18 protein-coding genes are annotated in these 19,442 nt (G+C 70.1%); 7 read left to right on the forward strand and 11 right to left on the reverse strand.

What is annotated here, in order from left to right; translation table 11 throughout:
* The 8 genes from V7050_RS07705 to V7050_RS07740 all read right to left on the reverse strand — a co-directional run.
* Positions 1–237 (reverse strand): hypothetical protein (locus tag V7050_RS07705; protein WP_324375233.1); only part of this gene is annotated, 237 nt, incomplete at its 3' end.
* Positions 234–665 (reverse strand): OsmC family protein, encoded by a 432-nt coding sequence (locus V7050_RS07710; RefSeq protein ID WP_324369425.1) that lies wholly within the window; start codon positions 663–665, stop codon positions 234–236. The genes V7050_RS07710 and V7050_RS07705, both read right to left, overlap by 4 nt.
* Before the next feature lie 85 nt (positions 666–750).
* Complete coding sequence (locus tag V7050_RS07715) at positions 751–1,533, reverse strand: carnitinyl-CoA dehydratase (protein ID WP_324369426.1); 783 nt, start codon at positions 1,531–1,533, stop codon at positions 751–753.
* A complete protein-coding gene (locus tag V7050_RS07720) occupies positions 1,530–3,590 on the reverse strand; it encodes an acetate--CoA ligase family protein (RefSeq protein ID WP_324369428.1) in 2,061 nt (686 codons plus the stop codon). Before V7050_RS07720 ends, V7050_RS07715 begins: the two co-directional genes overlap by 4 nt.
* Positions 3,591–3,746: 156 nt before the next feature.
* Positions 3,747–4,910: an acyl-CoA dehydrogenase family protein gene (locus V7050_RS07725; RefSeq protein ID WP_324369430.1), complete on the reverse strand. Its 1,164-nt coding sequence runs from the start codon at positions 4,908–4,910 to the stop codon at positions 3,747–3,749.
* Positions 4,911–4,914: 4 nt separating this feature from the next.
* On the reverse strand, positions 4,915–5,676 hold the full coding sequence (locus tag V7050_RS07730) for an SDR family oxidoreductase (RefSeq protein WP_324369432.1): 762 nt from the start codon (positions 5,674–5,676) through the stop codon (positions 4,915–4,917).
* Positions 5,677–5,680: 4 nt separating this feature from the next.
* Positions 5,681–7,153 carry a carnitine 3-dehydrogenase gene (locus V7050_RS07735; RefSeq protein ID WP_324369434.1) on the reverse strand — a complete coding sequence of 491 codons (1,473 nt, stop codon included), beginning with the start codon at positions 7,151–7,153 and terminating at the stop codon, positions 5,681–5,683.
* Complete coding sequence (locus tag V7050_RS07740; protein WP_324375235.1) at positions 7,150–8,058, reverse strand: 3-keto-5-aminohexanoate cleavage protein; 909 nt, start codon at positions 8,056–8,058, stop codon at positions 7,150–7,152. Before V7050_RS07740 ends, V7050_RS07735 begins: the two co-directional genes overlap by 4 nt.
* 509 nt (positions 8,059–8,567) lie before the next feature.
* On the opposite strand from V7050_RS07740, the gene V7050_RS07745 reads away from it, so the two are divergent.
* The 5 genes from V7050_RS07745 to V7050_RS07765 all read left to right on the forward strand — a co-directional run bounded on the left by V7050_RS07745 (position 8,568) and on the right by V7050_RS07765 (position 15,411).
* Positions 8,568–10,136 (forward strand): ABC transporter substrate-binding protein, encoded by a 1,569-nt coding sequence (locus V7050_RS07745; protein ID WP_324369001.1) that lies wholly within the window; start codon positions 8,568–8,570, stop codon positions 10,134–10,136.
* A gap of 106 nt (positions 10,137–10,242) precedes the next feature.
* Positions 10,243–11,817, forward strand: coding sequence for an ABC transporter substrate-binding protein (locus V7050_RS07750; RefSeq protein ID WP_324368999.1), 1,575 nt, complete (start codon positions 10,243–10,245; stop codon positions 11,815–11,817).
* Positions 11,818–11,848: 31 nt separating this feature from the next.
* Entirely contained in the window at positions 11,849–12,802 is a 954-nt protein-coding gene (locus tag V7050_RS07755; protein ID WP_324368997.1) for an ABC transporter permease, read from the forward strand.
* A gap of 10 nt (positions 12,803–12,812) precedes the next feature.
* Positions 12,813–13,739 (forward strand): ABC transporter permease, encoded by a 927-nt coding sequence (locus V7050_RS07760; protein WP_324368996.1) that lies wholly within the window; start codon positions 12,813–12,815, stop codon positions 13,737–13,739.
* Between the two features lie 4 nt (positions 13,740–13,743).
* The gene (locus V7050_RS07765) at positions 13,744–15,411 is read left to right on the forward strand and encodes an ABC transporter ATP-binding protein (RefSeq protein WP_324368994.1); all 1,668 of its coding nucleotides are present in this window, start codon (positions 13,744–13,746) and stop codon (positions 15,409–15,411) included.
* A 183-nt stretch (positions 15,412–15,594) separates the two neighbouring features.
* Here V7050_RS07765 and V7050_RS07770 read toward each other — a convergent pair whose 3' ends face one another.
* Positions 15,595–16,575, reverse strand: a complete 981-nt coding sequence (locus tag V7050_RS07770; RefSeq protein WP_324368992.1) for a sulfotransferase — start codon at positions 16,573–16,575, stop codon at positions 15,595–15,597.
* A 72-nt stretch (positions 16,576–16,647) separates the two neighbouring features.
* Entirely contained in the window at positions 16,648–17,406 is a 759-nt protein-coding gene (gene ubiG / locus V7050_RS07775) for a bifunctional 2-polyprenyl-6-hydroxyphenol methylase/3-demethylubiquinol 3-O-methyltransferase UbiG (protein WP_324368990.1), read from the reverse strand.
* Positions 17,407–17,456: 50 nt separating this feature from the next.
* Between ubiG and pip the strand changes: the two genes are divergently transcribed.
* Positions 17,457–18,431, forward strand: a complete 975-nt coding sequence (gene pip / locus V7050_RS07780) for a prolyl aminopeptidase (protein WP_324375237.1) — start codon at positions 17,457–17,459, stop codon at positions 18,429–18,431.
* A gap of 152 nt (positions 18,432–18,583) precedes the next feature.
* Here pip and V7050_RS07785 read toward each other — a convergent pair whose 3' ends face one another.
* Complete coding sequence (locus V7050_RS07785; RefSeq protein WP_324370746.1) at positions 18,584–18,940, reverse strand: META domain-containing protein; 357 nt, start codon at positions 18,938–18,940, stop codon at positions 18,584–18,586.
* Positions 18,941–19,114: 174 nt separating this feature from the next.
* On the opposite strand from V7050_RS07785, the gene V7050_RS07790 reads away from it, so the two are divergent.
* Positions 19,115–19,279, forward strand: coding sequence for a hypothetical protein (locus tag V7050_RS07790; protein ID WP_324370744.1), 165 nt, complete (start codon positions 19,115–19,117; stop codon positions 19,277–19,279).
* Positions 19,280–19,442 lie beyond the last annotated feature (163 nt).

The following is a 19,442-nucleotide window of genomic DNA, read 5'->3' on the forward strand; positions in this document are numbered from 1 at the left end:
CCCGGCGGAATCCCCTTGTTTCAGCCGCTTCCGTGCCACAACGCCCATGTCCCGCTGCGGGACGCCGCCAAAGGTCGCCGCGCCGGGGCGGCTCCGATGCCGGCGGGCGGAGTCGATCGGGCGGCATTCGTATCGGATCGATTCACCCGGATGCCGGATCACACGGCGGCGATTCAGCAGATCAGACGGCTTGCCATGCGGCCGGCGCCGGCGGCATGCACCCGCCGCCGCGATCACTCCGCCGGCACCGGCGCCGTGTCCACGACCTCGAAATCATGGGTGATGGTCGCGGTCCTGGCCAGCATCGCCGAGGCGGAGCAGTATTTGTCCACCGAGAGATCGATGGCGCGCCGGACCTTCGCCTCGGAGAGGCCGCGGCCGCGCAGGACGAAATGCAGGTGGATGCGGGTGAAGACCTTCGGCTCGGTTTCGGCGCGGTCGGCGTCGAGCTCGACCACGCAGTCTTCGACCTTCTCCCGACCCTTCTCGAGGATGTTGACCACGTCCCAGGCCGAGCAGCCGCCAGTGCCGATCAGCACCAGCTCCATCGCGCTCGGCCCCGGCTTGGGGTTCTCGCCATGGGCGGTGCCGAGCACGACCTGGTGGCCGCTCGTCGTCCGGCCGACGAAAGTCCTGTCCTCGAGCCAGGTGACGCGTGTCTTCATGGGTCCATCCTCTCCATCCGGCGGCTGCATAGCGTGGCGGATGCGGATGCGCCAGAGCGCCCGGAGCGCCCGGAGCGCCGCCCGCTCAGCGGCCCTTCCAGACCGGGTCGCGCTTCTCGGCGAAGGCGCGGAAGCCCTCGAGCATGTCCTCGCTGCCGTAGAGCCGGTCGACCGTGGCGAGCTGGCGGCGGGTGATGCGGTTGAGCGCGTCCTGGAACTTCGCATCCTCGGCGTCGCGGACCACTTCCTTGATCGCGGCCATCACGAGCGGCGGCCCCGAGGCGATCAGGCGGGCGAGTTTGCGGGCGCGGTCCATCAGGCGCCCGGCCGGCAGGATCTCGTTGACAAGGCCCCAGCGATGCGCCTCCGCGGCATCCATCCAGCGCCCGGTGAGCAGGAGCTCCATGGCGATGTGGTAGGGGATGCGCTTCGGGAGCTTGATCGAGGCCGCGTCGGCAATGGTGCCCGAGCGGATCTCGGGCAGCGCGAAGGTGGCGTGTTCGGCGGCGAGGATGATGTCGCAGGAGAGCGCGATCTCGAGGCCGCCGCCGCAGGCGATGCCGTTGACCGCCGCGATCACCGGCTTGTTGAGCCGCGGCAGCTCCTGCAATCCGCCGAAGCCGCCGGGCCCGTAGTCGCCGTCGACCGCGTCGCCGCCGGCGGCGGCCTTGAGATCCCAGCCGGGGCAGAAGAACTTCTCCCCCGCCGCCGTCAGGATCGCCACGCGCAGCTCGGGATCGTCGCGGAAGGCGCGGAAGGTCTCGCCCATGACGCGGCTGGTGGCGAGGTCGACGGCATTGGCCTTGGGCCGGTCGAGGGTCACCTCGAGCACGTGGCCGTCGCGGGAAGTGCGGACGGGATCGGTCATGGCGCGGGTCCTTCTTCGTTCAGGCGGATCAGGGCGTCGACGGCGACGGCGCCCTTCGCGCCGGCCATCAGGGGATTGACGTCGAGCTCGACGAGGCCCGGCGTGGCCGCGGCATAGCGGCCGAGCGCCAGCGCCGCGGCGACGATCGCCTCGAAATCGGCGGCGGGCTTGCCGCGGTAGCCCCGGAGCAGCGGCGCGATGCGCAGGCCTTCGAGGGCGGCGCGGATCTCCTCCGCTTCGGCGGGCAGCACGAGGGTGGCGCTGTCCTGCAGCAGCTCTGTCAGCACGCCGCCGGCGCCGATCGTCAGGGTCATCAGCCCGGTGGCGTCGCGGGTCACGCCGAGGATGAGCTCGGCGACGCTGTCGCGGGCCATCTCCTCGGCAAGGAAGCCGCCCGGCGCGGGAACCATCGCCTCGGCCGCGGCCTCCAGGGCGCGGGCCGTGTCGAGGCCGAGCACCACGGCGCCCGCCTCGCTCTTGTGCGCGATGCCGAGGGCCTTGAGGGCGACCGGAAACCGCAGCCCCGCAGCCGCTCCGGCAAGGGCCCGCGGGCTGGCCGCGATCACGCCGCGGGGCACGGCCAGGCCGAAGCCGGCAAGGGCGGCCTTGGCCTCGGCCTCGGTGAGCAGCCGGGCCGGGCCGGAGGGCGGCGGAGTGAGCAGCGCGGGAGCCGGGGCGGGCCGGTCGGCGAGACGGCCGGCGCGGATGGCGGCGTCGATGGCGGCGATGCCGTCGCTGAGCCCGTGCAGCACCGCGATCCCGGCGGCGGCGAAGCGGTCGGCGGCGAATTCGCCGAGGTTTTCCTGGAGCGTGGAGAGCACCGCCACCCGTGCGCCGGTGGCGGTGCGGGCGGCGATGATGGCGGCGATGGCGCATTCGTAGGTGGCGCGGTTGCAGCGGTCCTCGCGCGGCAGGTCGAGCACGAAGACCGCGAGCTCGAAGCCGTCGCGCAGCACGGCCGTGAAGCAGGCGGTCATGCGCGCGAGATCATTCCAGATGAAGGTGTGGTAGTCGAAGGGGTTGGCGATGGCGACGAGCGGGCCGAGCTGGTTCGCGAGCTCCGTCGCCGCCCCGGCGCCGAAGGGGCGCAGGTCGAGGGCGGTGCCTTCGGCGAGATCGGCCATCAGCCCGGCCTCGCCGCCCGAGCAGCTGACCGAGACGACCGCATTGCCGGCCAGCGCGCCACCTTCGTGCAGCAGGTGCAGGGTCTCGAGGAAGGCGCCCGGCGAGGCGACCTCGGTGATGCCCAATCGGGCGAGCAGCGCCGAGCCCGCCGCCGCCTCGCCCGAGAGCGAGGCGGTGTGGCTGAGCGTCGCGGCACGGGCTCGGCTGCTGCGGCCGGTCTTGAGTGCGACCACCGGCTTGCCCGCGGCCCGGGCGGCGGCAGCCATGGCCTCGAGCGCGCGGATGTCGCCGAAACCCTCGATATGCAGCCCGAGGGCGGTGACGCGCGGGTCGTCGAGCGCCGCCGCGGCGAGATCGGCGAATCCGGTCTGGGCCTGGTTGCCGGCGGTCATCACATAGGCGACCGGCAGGCCGCGGCGCTGCATGGTCAGGTTGATGGCGATGTTGGACGATTGCAGCACCAGCGCCACGCCACGCTCCACCGGGCCGCCGCCGTGCTGGTCGGGCCAGAGCGCCACGTTGTCGAGGTAGTTCAGCAGGCCGTAGCAGTTCGGGCCGAGCAGCGGCATGGCCCCCGCGGCGGCGACCAGCGCGTCCTGGAGCCCGGCGCCGGTGGCGTCGCCGGCCCCGCTCTCGCGGAAGCCGGATGCGAAGGCGATGGCGCCGCCCGCACCCATCGCGGCGAGGTCGCGCACGATCTCGACGCTCTGGGCCCGGTTGACGCCGACGAAGGCGGCGTCGGGCGCGGCGGGCAGCGCGGCCGTTTCGCGGAAGCAGGGGATGCCGAGGATCGCCTCGCGCTTGGGATGGACCGGCCAGATCGCGCCGGAATAGCTCGCGCGCTGGAGCTGGGTGACGACGTTCTCGGCCCAGAAGCCTCCGAAGAGCGCGATCGACCGGGGTCGCAGCAGGTGGGAGAGGTCGCGTGTCATGGGTCCCGGCGCGGCCGGCGCCGCGCGGCGGCCTTTGCCGCCAGAAGGAGCGCGCGGGTGCGCGCAAGGCCTTCTTGCTGGCACGCGCCTGCGGGCGCGCGCCCGACTGCTCTCCTGGTTAGCAAACCTGTATGAGACCGGCCTCGCGCTTCCATGTCAGGCGCCGAGCGGGCGCAGCAAGGCGCGGGAGATGATGTGGCGCTGGATCTCGGAGGTGCCCTCCCAGATGCGCTCCACGCGGGCGTCGCGCCAGATGCGCTCGAGCGGCAGTTCTTCCATCAGGCCCATGCCGCCGTGGATCTGGATCGCCGCATCGGCGACGAAGGCGAGCGTCTCGCTGGCCTTGAGCTTCACCATGGCCATGTCGGCGTCGGTGGCGGTGCCCCGGTCGTATTTCCAGGCCGATTCGAGCAGCATCAGCTCGCTCGCCTTGATCTCCGTCGCCATGTCGGCGAGCTGGAAGGAGACGCCCTGGTTCCGGCCGATGGGCGCACCGAACTGGCGGCGCGACGCGGCCCAGTCGACCGCATGGCCGAAGGCGCGCTCGGCGCGGCCGAGGCAGGTGGCGGCGACCTGCAGCCTTGTGGCGCCGAGCCAGGAATTGGCGACCTCGAAGCCCCGGTGCGGCTCGCCGAGCACGTTCTCTGAGGGCACCCGGCAGTCGTCGAACTCGAGGATCGAGTTGGTGTAGCCGCGGTGCGAGACGTTGCGGTAGCCCTCGCGCACCGTGAAGCCCGGCGTGCCCTTGTCCACGAAGAAGGCGGTGATGCGCTTCTTCGGGCCGCGGGGCGTCTCCTCCGAGCCGGTGGCCATGAAGGCGATGGTGAAGCCCGCGATGTCGGCATGGGAGATGAAATGCTTGGTGCCGTTTAGGATCCAGTCGCGCCCGTCGGGCCGCGCGCTGGCCTTCATGCCGCGCAGGTCGGAACCGGCATCGGGCTCGGTCATGGCGAGGCAGTCCCAGGTCTCGCCGCGCACGCAGGGCGCAAGGTAACGCTCGCGCTGTTCGGGGGTTCCGGCGCAGAGGATATTGGAGGGCCGGGCCACGCAGGTCCAGTGCAGCGCGTAATTGGCCCGTCCGAGCTCGCGCTCGTAGAGCAGCCATGTCAGCGTGTCGAGGCCGGCGCCGCCGTGCTCCTCGGGGATGTTGGCGGCGTAGAGCCCGGCCTCGATGGCCCCGGCCTTGACCTCCTCGATCACCTCGCGGCGCAGCTGGCCGGTGCGCTCGACCTCGGCTTCGCGGGGGTAGAGCTCGGCCTCGACGAAGGCGCGGGTGGTCTCGACGATCATGCGCTGCTCGTCGGAGAGGGCGAAATCCATGGGCTCAGACCTTGGGATCGGGATTTTCGGTATGGCCGTCCACGGCGATGACCTGGCCGGAGACGAGACGGGCGCCGTCGGAGGCGAGAAAGACCGCCATGCTGGCGATGTCCTCGGCCCGCACCAGGCTGCGCATGGAGATGCCCTTCTTCCAAGCCTCGCGCAGGGTGGCGGGGTCGGTGCCCTTCACGGCGGCGGAGCGCTCCAGCACACCGTCGATGCGCGGGCCCTCGACCGAGCCGGGGCAGATGGCGTTGGCCCTGATGCCGAAGGGGCCGAGCTCCATGGCAACCGTCTTCATCAGCCCGATCACCGCCCATTTCGCCGCCGCGTAAGGTGCACGGTTCGGGAAGCCGTGCAGGCCGGCGGTCGAGGAGGTGAAGAGCATCGCGCCCCTGCCCGCCCGCTTCATCATCGGCGCGGCGTGATGGGCGGCGAGGAAGGCGCCGTCGAGGTTCACCTCGACGCAGCGGCGGAAGCCCTCCGGCGGCATGTCCTCGATCGCCGCGGTCGGCCCGGCGATGCCGGCATTGGCACAGAGCGTCTCGAGGCCGCCCCATTCGGCCTCGATCTCGGCGAAGAGGGCGGCGACGGCGGCCGCATCGGCGGCGTCGACCCGGCTCGCGCGCCACTCCGCCGGCGCAGCGGCCAGCGCCTCGGCGTCGATGTCGGTGATCCAGACCGAGGCGCCGGCGTCGGAGAAGGCCCGCGCCATGGCGCGGCCGATGCCGGCGGCGCCGGCGGTGATCAGCACCCGTTGCGCCATGGCGTCACCTCCTCTCGCCGACGGCCCGGCCGAGGCCCTCGGGCGGCGGCAGAAGGGCATGCAGCGCGGCGATCTCGCCGAGCTTCGCGGCGATCTCCGGCGCAGGCTCGGACGCGGCGCGGGTTGCGAGCGAGACATGGACCAGCATGTGCTCGCCAGTGGCGAGCAGACGGCCGTCGCCGTGCTCGAGCCGGTGGAAGAGATGCATGCGCTTGCCACCGGCGCCGACGACCTGGGTGAGCACCCGGACGGGTTCGCCGACGCCGACTTCGGCGAGATGGCGGATATGGGTCTCGACGGTGAAGAACGAGCCGCCGGAAGCGATGTAGTCGGCGTCGCAGCCGATCATGCGCATGAAGGCGTCGGAGGCGTCGGCGAAGCACTGCAGGTAGCGCGCCTCGTTCATGTGGTTGTTGTAGTCGGTCCAGTCGGGCGGGACGACGCGCTCGAGCGTCACGATCGGCCGGGAGAGGTCGGCAGGCGCGGGCGCCGCGCTGGCGTCGAAGAGCTTCTGCTCGTAGGCGGCGAGGATCTGCCCCGCGCCCCAGTCGTTGGCCTTGAGCGCCTGCTGGATGGCCACGAGGTTGTCGTCGCGGATGCGCTCCAGCTCGCGGATGGGGATGTGGCCCGATTGCGCGTCCGACTGTCCGGCGATGAGATCGACCAGCGCGTCGTCGAAGTCGGGCACGTCCGTCAGATGCGACCAGGGCCACTGGAGGCAGGGGCCGAACTGGGCCATGAAATGCCGCATCCCGGCCTCGCCGCCGGCGACGCGGTAGGTATCGAAGACCCCCATCTGCGCGTAGCGGATGCCGAAGCCGTAGCGCACGATGTCGTCGAGCTCCTGGGTAGTGCAGATGCCGTCCCTGATCAGCCAGAGCGCCTCGCGCCAGATCGATTCGAGCAGGCGGTCGGCGACGAAGGCCTCGATCTCCTTGCGGATCCGGACGGGCTTCATGCCGATGGTCGGATAGAAGGCCATGGCGCGCTCGATGGCTTCGGGATCGGTCGCCCTGCCGCCGACGATCTCGACCACGGGCAGGAGATAGACCGGGTTGAAGGGATGTGCGACGAGCAGGCGGCCGGGACGGGTCATCTCCGCCTGCAAGTCCGAGGGCATGATGCCGGAGGTGGAGGAGGCGATCAGCGCCTCGGGTGTCGCGGCCGCCTCCGCTTCGGCATAGACGCGGCGCTTGACCTCGAGCCGTTCGGGCACCGCCTCGACGATCAGGTCGGCGCCCGCCACCGCCTCGGCGAGGCTCGGGGCGAGGCGCAGGCCGCCCTTCTTCGGACGCGGGGCCATGGTGAGGCGGGCATAGGCGCGGTCGGCCAGCGCGAGGACCGCCTCGAGCTTCTGGCGGGCGTCGGGGGCCGGGTCGAAGACCGTCACGTCATGGCCGTTCTCGACCAGCCGGGCGACCCAGCCCGCGCCGATCACGCCGCCGCCAAGGACGGCGCAGGCGCCGATGGCGCTCATGCCCAGCGCTTCGCGAGGTTCAGCTTCGCGCGCACCTCCGCCGGGCCGAGCAGCCGCGTGCCCATGTTCTCGGCCACGGCGCGGGCGCGGGCGACGAGATCGGCATTGGTGGCGAGCACGCCCTTGTCGAGCCAGATGTTGTCCTCGAGCCCGACGCGGATGTTGCCACCCGAGAGCAGCGCGAGCGCGGCATAGGGCAGCTGGTTGCGGCCGATCGAGAAGGCGGAATGGATCCAGTCCGGCGGCAGGTTCGCCACCAGCGCCATCAGGGTGGTGATGTCGTCCGGCGCGCCCCAGGGGATGCCCATGCAGAGCTGGACCACCACCGGATCCTCGATCAGCCCCTGGTCCTTCAGCCATTTCGCGAGCACCAGATGGCCGGTGTCGAAGATCTCGATCTCCGGACGCACGCCGAGCTCGCGGATCTCGCGAGCCATGGCCACCAGCATCGCCGGTGAATTCGCCATGATGTAGTCGCCCGCGCCGAAGTTCATCGTGCCGCAGTCGAGCGTGCAGATCTCCGGCAGGAGCCGCGCCACATGGACGAGGCGCTCGGAGGCGCCGGCCATGTCGGTGCCGGCCTCGTCGGGCGGCAGCGGCGCCTCCGGCGGGCCGAGCGTCAGGTCGCCGCCCATGCCGGCGGTCAGGTTCAGCACCATGTCGACCCCGGAGGCGCGGATGTGCTCTACGACCTCGGCGTAGAGGTCGGGGTCGCGGGAGGGCTTGCCGGTGGCCGGGTCGCGGACGTGGATATGGGCGATGGCCGCCCCTGCCTGCACCGCCTCGATGGCCGCGTCGGCGATGGCGCGCGGGGTGACGGGCACCTTGTCGGAACGCCCGGTCGTGTCGCCGGCGCCGGTCAGGGCGCAGGTGATGAAGGCCTCGCGGCTCGGCTGAAGTGCCATTTTGTCCCTCCCCTGCCCGGCCGCCTCGGCGCCCGGGCGCATCCATCCGGCGGGCACGATAATGCAGTCGCGCGGAGATGTCGCGGGGCCTTCGCCAGGATTCTCGCGGCCGGCGGCGACGGAACAGGCGGACGGCCCTTTGGCCGAAGTCTTTTCTTCCCGTGCCTGTTGGCACGGGCCCCTGTCCTGCCCGATAGGCATCTGCCCATATGAAATCCTCATGCGGGCGCCGCTGGCCGGCGCGGAGCGTTCTCCGGGGCATCCCGCTTCTCCCGAGCGGCGCTCGGCGTCATACTGGACGGGACCATCCCGCGGGCGGAGACGATGCCGAACCCCGGCGGCCTGCCCCCGCCATGGGGCGAACTTCGCCCAGCGCGACCCGCACGGGCCCCGCGAGGCGGATCACCGTTCCGCGATGGCGGGCCCCGCCGGCGGAAGACGGTGTCGCAAAGGAGTCGTAATGGCGGACGAGGCCGGCTAGGCTGCCAAAAAATGAAGCGGAGGTTACCATGGAATCGACCAATCCCTTCGGCCGGAGCGTTTCGCGCCGAAGCGTCCTGCAGGGCGCCTCGGCGCTCGGGACGGCGGCGCTGCTCGGGCCACTCGGAGCGGGCCGCGCCGCGGCGCAGCCCAAGCAGGGCGGCACCCTGCGCCTCGGCCTCGCCCATGGCAGCACCACCGACACGCTCGATCCGGGCATCCTCGAGCAGGTCTTCACCCAGGTGCACGCGCAGTGCCGCCACAACCAGCTCACCGAGATCCTCCCCGACGGGTCGCTGACCGGCGAGGTCGCGGAAAGCTGGGAGGCCTCGCCCGACGCCACGACCTGGACCTTCAAGATCCGCGACGGCCTCACCTTCCACAGCGGCAAGACCGTCACGCCCGACGACGTCATCGCCTCGATCAATTATCACCGCGGCGAGGACAGCACCTCGGTCGCCAAGCCCATCGTGGCGAGCGTCACCGACCTGGCAGCCGACGGCTCCAACGTCGTGGTCACGCTGGAGAACGGCAACGCGGATTTCGCCACGCTGATGGCCGATTACCACATTGCGATCATGCCGGGGATCGACGGCAGGATCGATCCCGCCTCGAGCGACGGCTGCGGCCCCTTCGTGCATCAGGAATGGGAGCCGGGGGTGCGCGCCTATGTCACGCGCAATCCGAATTACTGGAAGGAGGGCAAGCCCTATTTCGACGCGGTGGAGATCCTCTCGATCGTCGATCCCGCGGCGCGGCAGAACGCCGTCGTCTCGGGCGAGGTCGACGTGATCGACCGGGTCGATCTCCAGACCGTGGGCCTCCTGCAGCGCGCCCCGGGCATCCTGGTGCTCGCCACCTCGGGCACGGAGCATTACGGCTTCCCGATGGATACCCGCGCCGCACCCTTCAGCGACAACAACGTCCGCCAGGCGCTGAAATACGCCATCGACCGGCAGGAGCTGGTCGACAAGATCCTGTTCGGCTACGGCGAGGTCGGCAACGATCATCCGATCGGGCGCTCCAACCGCTATTTCGCCGCGGATCTCGAGCAGCATGCCTATGACCCCGACAAGGCGAAATTCTATCTCAAGGAGGCCGGTCTCGACACGCTGGCGGTCGACATCCATGTCGCCGACGCCGCCTTCGCCGGCTGCGTCAACTCGGCGCTGCTCTATTCGGAGAAGGCTGCCGCCGGGGGCATCACGCTCAATGTCGTGCGCGAGCCCAACGACGGCTTCTGGTCGAACGTCTGGATGGTCAAGCCCTGGTCGGCGACCTATTGGGGCGGGCGACCGACCGAGGATTGGATGTTCTCGACGACCTATGCCCGCGGGGCACCGTGGAACGAGACCTTCTGGGACAACGACCGCTTCAACGAGCTTCTGGTCATGGGCCGGGCCGAGCTCGACGAGGAGAAGCGGCGCGAGATCTATTTCGAGATGCAGGATCTCGTCTCCAACCAGGGCGGCATCGTCATCCCGATGTTCGGCCAGTACGTGATGGCCCATTCCGAGAGGATCGCGCATCCCGACCAGGTCAGCGCGCTCTGGACGCTCGACGGCTTCCGCGCGGTCGAGCGCTGGTGGTTCGCCTGACGCAGCAGAGCCAGCAGGGCGCCCGCCCCCGATGAACGGGGCGGGCCGCATCTGCCCGGTCGGCATCCGAAAGCCCGGAGCGACGGGCGATTGAGAGGGGGACAGCATGAACGGGAATCCGGCAGACGGCCGATTCGGCGCGGTCTCGCGGCGCGGCCTGTTGCGGGGCGCGACCGCGCTCGGCACCGCCGCTCTGCTGCCGCTGGGCTCGGGGCGCGCGGCGGCGCAGCCGAAGCAGGGCGGCACGCTACGGCTCGCCATGGCGCATGGCAGCTCCACCGACAGCTACGATCCGGCGATGCTCGAGAACGCCTTCGCGCAGCTCTTCGCCACGGCGCGGAACGGCTACATGACCGAGATCGCCGCCGACGGCTCGCTGACCGGCGACATCGCCGAGAGCTGGGAAGCCTCGCCCGACGCCAGGGTCTGGACCTTCAAGCTGCGCGAGGGCGTGACCTTCCACAGCGGCAAGCCGGTGACGGCCGAGGACGTCATCGCCTCGCTCGACTACCATCGCGGCGAGGAGAGCACCTCCGCGGCCAAGCCGATCGTCGCCCCGATCGTCGAGATCGCCGCCGACGGCCCCGGCACGGTCGTGGTGACGCTGGAATCCGGCAATGCGGATTTCCCCTTCGTGATCTCCGACTATCATCTGCCGATCCTGCCGGCCACCGACGGCAGGATCGACCCGCTGAGCCCGGACGGCTGCGGCGGCTATGTGGTGGAATCCTACGAGCCCGGCGTGCGCGCCTCGATGACGCGCAACCCGAACTACTGGAAGCTGCCCGATCGGGCGCATTTCGACGCGGTGGAGCTCCTGACCATCATCGACGCCGCCGCACGCCAGAACGCGCTGATCACCGGCGAGGTGGACGTGATCGACCAGGTGGACGTCAATACCGTGCATCTGCTCCAGCGCGCGCCGGGCGTGCAGATCCTCTCGACCACCGGCACCCAGCACTTCACCTTCGCCATGGACACCCGCGCGGCCCCCTTCAGCGACAACAACGTGCGCCTGGCGCTCAAATACGCCATCGACCGGCAGGAATTGCTCGACAAGGTGCTCAACGGCTACGGCGCGCTCGGAAACGACCAGCCGGTGGGGCCGTCGGACCGCTTCTTCGCCGACCTTCCGCAACGGGCCTACGATCCGGACAAGGCGAAGTTCCATCTCAAGGAGGCGGGCCTCGACACGCTGCAGGTGCCGCTCTCGGCGGCGGACGCGGCCTTTCCCGGGGCGGTCGATGCCGCGGTGCTCTATTCGGAACAGGCGGCTGCCGCGGGCATCACCATCGACGTGATCCGCGAGCCCAACGACGGCTACTGGTCCAACGTCTGGATGGTGAAGCCCTTCGTCGCGGTCTACTGGAGCGGGCGGCCCACCGCCGACTGGATGTTCTCGACCGCCTATGCCGCGGGCGTGGCCTGGAACGACACCTTCTGGGACAACGAACGCTTCAACCAGCTGCTCAACGAGGCGCGCTCGGAGCTCGACGAGGTCAAGCGCGCCGAGATGTATCGCGAGATGCAGCTCCTCGTGCGCGACGACGGCGGGGTCGTGATCCCGATGTTCGCGAGCTATGTCATGGGCCTCTCCGACGCGATCGGGCACCCCGAGCAGGTCAGCGCCAACTGGACACTCGACGGGTTCCGCGCCGTCGAACGCTGGTGGTTCGCGTGAGGGTCCCCGTCCCGGCTTCGGAGGAGGGCAAGTGAGCGATATCTGGTGGATGATTCTCCGGCGCCTCGCGCTCGGGGTGCTGACGCTCTTCGTGGTCACCCTGCTGATCTTCGGGGCGATCCAGCTCCTGCCCGGCGACCCGGCGCAGGCGATCCTCGGACAGGCCGCCACGCCCGAGACGCTGGCGGCGCTGCGCACCGAGCTCGGGCTCGACCTGCCGGCCTGGCGGCGCTACCTCGACTGGATCGGTGGCGTGCTGCAGGGCGATTTCGGCGTCTCGCTCGCCAACAAGCGCCCGATCTCGGAGCTGATCGCCGGCCGCCTGGCCAACACGCTCTTTCTCGCGCTCTACGCCGCGGTCATCGCCGTGCCGCTGTCGCTGGTGCTCGGCGTGCTCGCCGCGCTCTGGCGCGGATCGTGGTTCGACCGGGCGATCAACGTGCTCACCCTGAGCTCGATCTCGTTCCCCGAGTTCTTCGTGGCCTATATCCTGATCTTCTGGCTGGCGCAGTCGGGCCTCTTCCCGTCGATCTCCAACATCCCGCCGGGCGCGCCGCTGGCCGAGAAGCTCTACCGCACCTTCCTGCCGGCGCTGACGCTCACGCTGGTGGTCACCGCCCACATGATGCGGATGACGCGGGCGGCGATCATCAACCTGCTCGCCTCGCCCTATATCGAGATGGCGCGGCTCAAGGGCATGGGCCCGACGCGGGTCATCGTGCATCACGCCCTGCCGAACGCGCTGGCGCCGATCATCAACGTGGTCGCGCTGAACCTCGCCTATCTCATCACCGGCGTGGTGGTGGTGGAAGTGGTCTTCGTCTATCCCGGCCTCGGGCAGCTGATGGTGGACAGCGTCGCCAAGCGCGACATTCCGGTGGTGCAGGCGGCGGCGCTGATCTTCGCGGCGGCCTATATCCTGCTCAATCTCGCGGCGGACGTGCTCTCGACCCTGTCGAACCCGCGCCTCGTGAACAAGCGCTGAGGACAGGAAAATGGTCGCCACCCTCCGCTTCACCCTCTGGCTCGCCGTCGCCGTCGTCGCGGCCGCCGTCCTGGGATGGCTCTTCCGGGCGGTCCTGACCCGGATCGCTCCCGCCAATGCGGCGCGGCTGCTGCGCAGCGCGCCGCTCTCCGCGAGCTTCGGCATGGCGGTCATCGTCTTCTACCTCCTCGTCGCGATCCTCGCGCCGACCATCGCCCCCTTCGGCGAACGCGAGGTGGTCGGGGCGCAGTTCATGCCGGCGGGTGGGGAATTCCTGCTAGGCACCGACAACCTCGGCCGGGACATGTTCAGCCGCCTCGTCTTCGGCGTGCGCAACACCGTGAGCATCGCCTTCATCACCACGGCCCTGGCCTTCGCGGTCGGCGCGGTGCTGGGGCTTCTCGCCGCCATGGTCAGCGGATGGCTCGACCAGCTTCTCAGCCGGGTCGTGGACGTGCTGATGGCCATCCCGGCGCTGATCTTCCAGCTGCTGCTGCTCACCATCGTGGGAACCTCGATCATCAACATGATCCTGGTGATCGCGCTGATCGATTCGACACGTGTCTTCCGACTGGCCCGGGCGGTGGCGATGAACATCGTGGTGATGGATTACATCGAGGCGGCCAAGCTGCGCGGCGAGGGGCTCTGGCGGCTGATCATCCGCGAGATCATGCCCAATGCGGCGGCCCCGCTCGTCGCCGAATTCGGGCTCAGGTTCTGCTTCGTCTTCCTGTCGATCTCGGCGCTGAGCTTCCTGGGGCTCGGCATCCAGCCGCCGACCGCCGACCTCGGCTCGATGGTGCGCGACAACGCGACGCTGATCACCTTCGGCGAGGTCACGCCGCTGCTGCCCGCGGGCGCCATCGCGCTCCTGACGGTGGCGGTCAATTTCGTGGTCGATTGGATGCTGCACCGCGCCAGCGGATTGAAGGAGTGAGCCGATGACCGAAGCCGCGTCCAACAAGCCGGTGCTGCTCACGATCCGCGGGCTCAGGATCGAGGGCCGGTCCGACGAGAAATGGAGCGAGATCGTCAAGGGCGTGGACCTCACGCTGCGCCGGGGCGAGGTGCTGGGCCTGATCGGCGAGAGCGGCGCGGGCAAGTCCACCCTCGGGCTGGCCGCGATGGGCTTCACCCGCGACGGCTGCCGGATCTCCGGCGGCAGCATCGATTTCGACGGCATCGACCTCCTCACGGCGCCGGAGCCGGTGCGCCGCGGCCTGCGCGGCAAGCGCATCGCCTATGTGGCGCAATCGGCGGCGGCGAGCTTCAACCCGGCGCACCGGCTGATCGACCAGTATTCCGAAGGACCGGTACAGCACGGGGTGATGGGCAAGGCGGAGGCCCAGCGCGACGCCGTGGAGCTCTACCGCCGGATGCGGCTGCCGAACCCCGACGAGATCGGCTTCCGCTATCCGCACCAGGTCTCGGGCGGCCAGTTGCAGCGGGCGATGACCGCCATGGCCATGGCCTGCCGGCCGGATCTCATCATCTTCGACGAGCCGACCACGGCGCTCGACGTGACCACCCAGATCGAGGTGCTCTCGGCGATCCGCGACATCGTGGCGCAATTCGACACCGCGGCGATCTACATCACCCACGATCTCGCCGTGGTCGCGCAGATGGCCGATCGCATCAAGGTGCTGTTGCACGGCGAGGAGGTCGAGGAGGCGGATACGCGCACCATGCTCAGCACGCCGCGCGAGGATTACACCAAGTCGCTCTGGGCGGTGCGCAGCTTCGAGCGCGGCGCCCAGCCCGCGCTGCCGGCGGCCGATGTCCCGGTGGTGGAGTTGCGCAACATCGTGGCGGCCTACGGGCCGGTGCCGGTGCTGCACGACGTCAGTTTCGAGATCCACCGCCGGCGGACGGTGGCGGTGGTCGGCGAATCGGGCAGCGGCAAGTCGACCGCGGCGCGGGTGATCACCGGGCTCCTGCCGCCGAGCTCCGGCTCGGTGCTCTTCGAGGGCCAGCCGCTGCCCGCCGACTACCGGCAGCGCAGCAAGGACCAGCTGCGCCAGGCGCAGATGATCTACCAGATGGCGGATACCGCGCTGAACCCGAAGCATCGGATCCGCGAGATCATCGGCCGCCCGGTGCGTTTCTACCTCGGCAAGTCGGGCAAGGCCCTGACCGAGCGCATCCGCGAACTCCTGCGGCTGATCGAGCTCGAACCCGACCTCTTCATCGACCGCCTTCCTTCCGAGCTTTCCGGCGGGCAGAAGCAGCGCATCGGCATCGCGCGCGCGCTGGCCGCGGAGCCGCGCTTCATCATCTGCGACGAGGTCACCTCGGCGCTCGACCAGCTGGTGGCCGAGGGCATCCTGCGGCTTCTCGACCGGCTGCAGAGCGAGTTCGACCTGGCGTATATGTTCATCACCCACGACCTCGCCACGGTGAAGGCGATCGCCGACGAGGTGGTGGTGATGAAGGACGGCCGCGTGGTCGAGCAGGGGCCCAAGGCCGAGATGTTCGCGCCGCCGCATGATCCCTATACCGAACTCCTGCTCTCCTCGGTGCCCGAGATGGACCCCGACTGGCTCGACCGCCTGCTGGCGGAGCGGGCGGCGGGACGGGCGGGGGGCAGCCTGCCGGCATCGCAGCTCTGAGGCGCGACGTGATGCGGATGAGCCGTTCGGGCCGGCGCCCGGGCTGATCGCTTTACGTCCCGCAGGCACGGGCGAGAGCCCGGCACTCGTCCACTACCTCGGCCCTCCCGCCTGACCGGTGCTGTGACCCGAGGCCAGATCCCGGGACAGGGAAAAGGCCGCGCTCCGCGCGGGCCGCTGGTATCAGGCGGAAGCTCTGCCGTTGCCGGCATGCTTCCAGCTCGCGGCGATGGCATCCCGCCCGAACCGCTCGGCGCAGAAGCGGTAGGTCGGCTCGAGCCGGTCGCGCAGCTGCGCGACATCCCCGTCCGTGAGCTCCGCGCCGCCGGAGGCGGTCTGCTTCGTCTTGGCGTATTCGGTGGGCAGGAAGTCGATCCCGGCGAAATCGGTGAAGCGCCGCAGGGCCGCCTCGTTGAAGAAATCCTCGAAGAGCACGCAATGGAGCTGCGCGGCGGGAAAGGCCGCCTCGACCGCCGTGACGGTCTTCTCGTATTGCGAGCGGCGCAGGTTCATCTCCTCGAGCGCGAAGGCCAGGAACGGGCTCTTCTTCGGCTTGCGCCGCACGAGATCCACCACCGAGGCCTTGAGCGGCCGCAGCCGGTTGCGCGCAGCCTCCAGCGGGCTGGCGGCGGAAAGCACGGCGCTCAGGTCCTCGGCACGCCGCCGGCCCATGCGATAGGCGGAGAAGAGCCGGTCGACCGGGTCGCGCATGATGAAGACGAGCCGCAGGTCGAACCGCTCCTCGAGGTCGCGGCGGACCTGCTGCCAGTGCGGCGCGTCGAGCGCCGCATAGCTCGGCGTGATGTCGCGCACGAGGCGGACCGCCGGGTCGCTCTCGGCGAGGCGCTGCATGTGGTCGGCGTAGCGGCGCGGGTCGCGGACCATGGCCATGGACCGCTCGTGGCCCTCGATCTCGGCCGCGAGCCGGTCCCGGCGGCGCGCGGCCGCCTCGCTGCCGTCCTTGCCGAGACCGGCGATCAGCTCGCGCTTGTAGGCGGATTTCGAATCGTGGAAATCGCCGAAATAGGGCACGTGCCGCACGTCGAGCACATGCATCTCCTTGACCGGGTCGTCGGCGACCTGGGGATGGCGGGCGAGATATTCGTAGAGCCAGGTCGTGCCGCCCTTCTGGCAGCCGATCCCGAGCAGGAGTATCGGTTTCATGCCCCTGCCCTAGTTGCGGGTCCCCGGCGCGTCAATCCGCTTGCCCCGGCTTGGCTAACGCCGCGCGCCCGGTCATCCTTCCGCCGGCCGCAGGCTCGTCGTGACGTAATTGACCGAGAGGTCGCGGTCCGAGATGCGCCAGGTCCAGGAAAGCGGGTTGAAGACGAAGCCCTTGCGGTCCACCGGATCGAGGCCGGCCCCGCGGAGCAGCTCGAAGCACTCGTCGGGCGTGACGAAGCGCGACCAGTCATGGGTGCCCTTCGGCAGCCAGCGCATCACCCGCTCGGCGCCGATGATCGCCATCGCGTAGCTCTTGGGGTTGCGGTTGAGCGTGGAGGCGACCATCAGCCCGCCGGGCCTGAGCAGCCGCCGGCAGGCGGCGAGATAGGCCGGCGGGTCGGCGACATGCTCGATCACCTCCATGTTGAGCACCACGTCGAAGACCTCGCCCGCCGCGGCCAGCGCCTCGGCGGTGGTGTGGCGGTAGTCGATCGCGAGGCCCGATTGCGCGGCATGAATGCGCGCCACGGGGATGTTGCGCGCCGCGGCATCGGCGCCGACGACCTGCGCCCCGAGCCGCGCCATGGGCTCGGCCAGGAGCCCGCCGCCGCAACCGATGTCGAGCAGCCTGAGCCCGGCGAAGGGCCGCGGCGCCTTGCGGTCGCGGTCGAATTCTGCGGCGACCTGCGCGGTGACGTAGTCGAGCCGGCAGGGGTTGAGCATATGCAGCGGCTTGAACTTGCCCGAGGGATCCCACCATTCTGCGGCCATGGCCTCGAACTTGGCGATTTCGGCGGCGTCAACCGTATCGGCGATCTGCGTTGCACTCATGGGGTCAACCTGCGACACTTCCCGTTGTCCAAGGGATACATAATGCGGCGATGAAGGAAAACCCGAGCCAGAGCGGCGGCGGTTCCCGAGGCGGGCTCTACGCGCCGATCGAGCCCTTCCGCCAGCAGATGCTCGAGATGTCCGGCGGGCATCGGGTCTATGTGGAGCAATGCGGCCGGGCCGACGGCGCGCCGGTGGTGGTGCTGCACGGCGGTCCCGGCGGGGGATGCAGCCCCGGCATGCGGCGGTTCTTCGATCCAGGCCATTACCGCACGATCCTCTTCGACCAGCGCGGCTGCGGCCGGTCCACGCCCCATGCCTCGGTGGAGCACAACACCACCTGGGATCTCGTCGCCGATATCGAGCGGATCCGGGTCAGGCTGGGCATCGAGCGCTGGATCGTCTTCGGCGGTTCCTGGGGCGCCTGCCTCGCGCTGATCTACGCCCAGACCCATCCCGACCGCGTCGAGGCGCTGGTGCTGCGCGGCGTCTTCACCATGACCCCGGCCGAGCTGCACTGGTTCTACGGCGGCGGCGCCGGCGCCTTCTGGCCGGAGCAGTGGCGGGCGTTCTCGCAGATGGTGCCGCGCGAGGAACGCGGTGACCTGATCGCGGCCTATCACCGCCGGCTCTTCGGCGAGGATCCTGCCGAACAGCTCCGCTTCGCCCGCGCCTGGGCGGGCTGGGAAAGCGCGCTCGCGGTGCTCGACCCCGGCGACGGGCGCGGCAATCCGTCGAGCTCCTATGCGCTCGCCTTCGCGCGGCTCGAGAACCATTATTTCATCAACGGCGGCTTTCTCGACGGCGACGGGCACATCCTGCGTGCCATGCACCGGATCGACGCGATCCCCGGCCATATCGTGCAGGGCCGCTACGACATGATCTGCCCGCCCCATACCGCCCATGCGCTGCACCGGGCCTGGCCGGGCTCGGACCTGCGCATGGTCGCGACCGCGGGGCATGCGCTCTCGGAGCCCGGGATCAGCGCGGAGCTGGTCGCGATCATGGACCGCCTGCGCTCCTAGAGCCCTGCCCGCGGTGCGAAGCGGGCGGATGTGCGCGCGCGCACATCCGAGCTTCCCATTGAAATCACTGCATAAAAATCCCGGAATTAACCGAATCGCAACCATGGCCGCCGGGGAAGGGCGTCGCTGCGAAGGGCCGAGCAAAGGGAAGCTCAGTCGGCGTCGCGCTGGACGAGCACCACGAGCGGCGCGCCTTCGGCGTCGGAGAGCACGAGGTCGATGCGGTCGCGGGCGAAGCCGCGCACCTGCGCCAGGGTGGTGAAGAGGCGCCGCTCCACCAGCATCTCGGGCTCCGGGCAGGCCATCATGGTCGCGGCGAGCGGCGAGAAGGCAAGCGTCGCGCCCTCCAGCGAATAGCCGCCGGTGAAGCGGTTGCAGCCGCCCAGGCCCGCGACCGCGCCCTCGGCGCGGAACTGCAGATAGACCTCGACATCCGCGGGGGTCGGCGTTCCGGCGATCTCCACCGGTCGCCATTCGCTGCCGGCGAGCGGATCGCTTCCGGCTGCCATGGCCCCCGGGATGGGGAGAGCGAGGGCGAGAACGACCATGCGGGGGATCATGGGAATACCGGAATGCCGCGGCTTGACGGACAAGCCTACCGGCCCGGCCGACGTTAGCAAACCGGAAACCCTCCTGCGCGATGATCGGGCCTTCGAACGATCAAGCGGGAGACGCGATCCGCCATGAACCGGCATCTCACCCACTGGCAGGAAGCGCTGCGGTATCGCGGCGGCGGCCCGACTCGGGGTCGGATCTCCGAGGCCTGGATCCCGGCGCTGGCTTCGGTCCTGCTGCTCGGGCTGGCCATGATCGGGGTCACGGTCGCGAACTGGATCCTTCCCATCTGATACCAGCGGCCCTCCCCCGACTGACCGATCCTGCTGCCTGAGGCGGGCTCTCGGGACAGGGAAAAGGCCGCGCGCCCCGCGCGGCCCGCGCCGCATGTCCCCGGACCTAAGAGGCGAGGCGCCGGTGGCGCCTTGCCCGGTCCGGTCGCCCGGAGGCGCAAGC

It is taken from the genome of Amaricoccus sp. (assembly GCF_036846665.1).
Taxonomy (GTDB): Bacteria; Pseudomonadota; Alphaproteobacteria; order Rhodobacterales; family Rhodobacteraceae; genus Amaricoccus.

Coding starts and splice junctions, on each gene's coding strand:
- V7050_RS07765 (WP_324368994.1), top strand. CDS start 13,744: ATGACCGAAGCCGCGTCCAACAAGCCGGTGCTGCTCACGATCCGCGGG.
- pip (WP_324375237.1), top strand. CDS start 17,457: ATGAAGGAAAACCCGAGCCAGAGCGGCGGCGGTTCCCGAGGCGGGCTC.
- V7050_RS07745 (WP_324369001.1), top strand. CDS start 8,568: ATGGAATCGACCAATCCCTTCGGCCGGAGCGTTTCGCGCCGAAGCGTC.
- V7050_RS07725 (WP_324369430.1), bottom strand. CDS start 4,910: ATGGATTTCGCCCTCTCCGACGAGCAGCGCATGATCGTCGAGACCACC.
- V7050_RS07785 (WP_324370746.1), bottom strand. CDS start 18,940: ATGGCAGCCGGAAGCGATCCGCTCGCCGGCAGCGAATGGCGACCGGTG.
- V7050_RS07720 (WP_324369428.1), bottom strand. CDS start 3,590: ATGACACGCGACCTCTCCCACCTGCTGCGACCCCGGTCGATCGCGCTC.
- V7050_RS07715 (WP_324369426.1), bottom strand. CDS start 1,533: ATGACCGATCCCGTCCGCACTTCCCGCGACGGCCACGTGCTCGAGGTG.
- ubiG (WP_324368990.1), bottom strand. CDS start 17,406: ATGAGTGCAACGCAGATCGCCGATACGGTTGACGCCGCCGAAATCGCC.
- V7050_RS07760 (WP_324368996.1), top strand. CDS start 12,813: ATGGTCGCCACCCTCCGCTTCACCCTCTGGCTCGCCGTCGCCGTCGTC.
- V7050_RS07740 (WP_324375235.1), bottom strand. CDS start 8,058: ATGGCACTTCAGCCGAGCCGCGAGGCCTTCATCACCTGCGCCCTGACC.
- V7050_RS07790 (WP_324370744.1), top strand. CDS start 19,115: ATGAACCGGCATCTCACCCACTGGCAGGAAGCGCTGCGGTATCGCGGC.
- V7050_RS07750 (WP_324368999.1), top strand. CDS start 10,243: ATGAACGGGAATCCGGCAGACGGCCGATTCGGCGCGGTCTCGCGGCGC.
- V7050_RS07710 (WP_324369425.1), bottom strand. CDS start 665: ATGAAGACACGCGTCACCTGGCTCGAGGACAGGACTTTCGTCGGCCGG.
- V7050_RS07735 (WP_324369434.1), bottom strand. CDS start 7,153: ATGAGCGCCATCGGCGCCTGCGCCGTCCTTGGCGGCGGCGTGATCGGC.
- V7050_RS07730 (WP_324369432.1), bottom strand. CDS start 5,676: ATGGCGCAACGGGTGCTGATCACCGCCGGCGCCGCCGGCATCGGCCGC.
- V7050_RS07770 (WP_324368992.1), bottom strand. CDS start 16,575: ATGAAACCGATACTCCTGCTCGGGATCGGCTGCCAGAAGGGCGGCACG.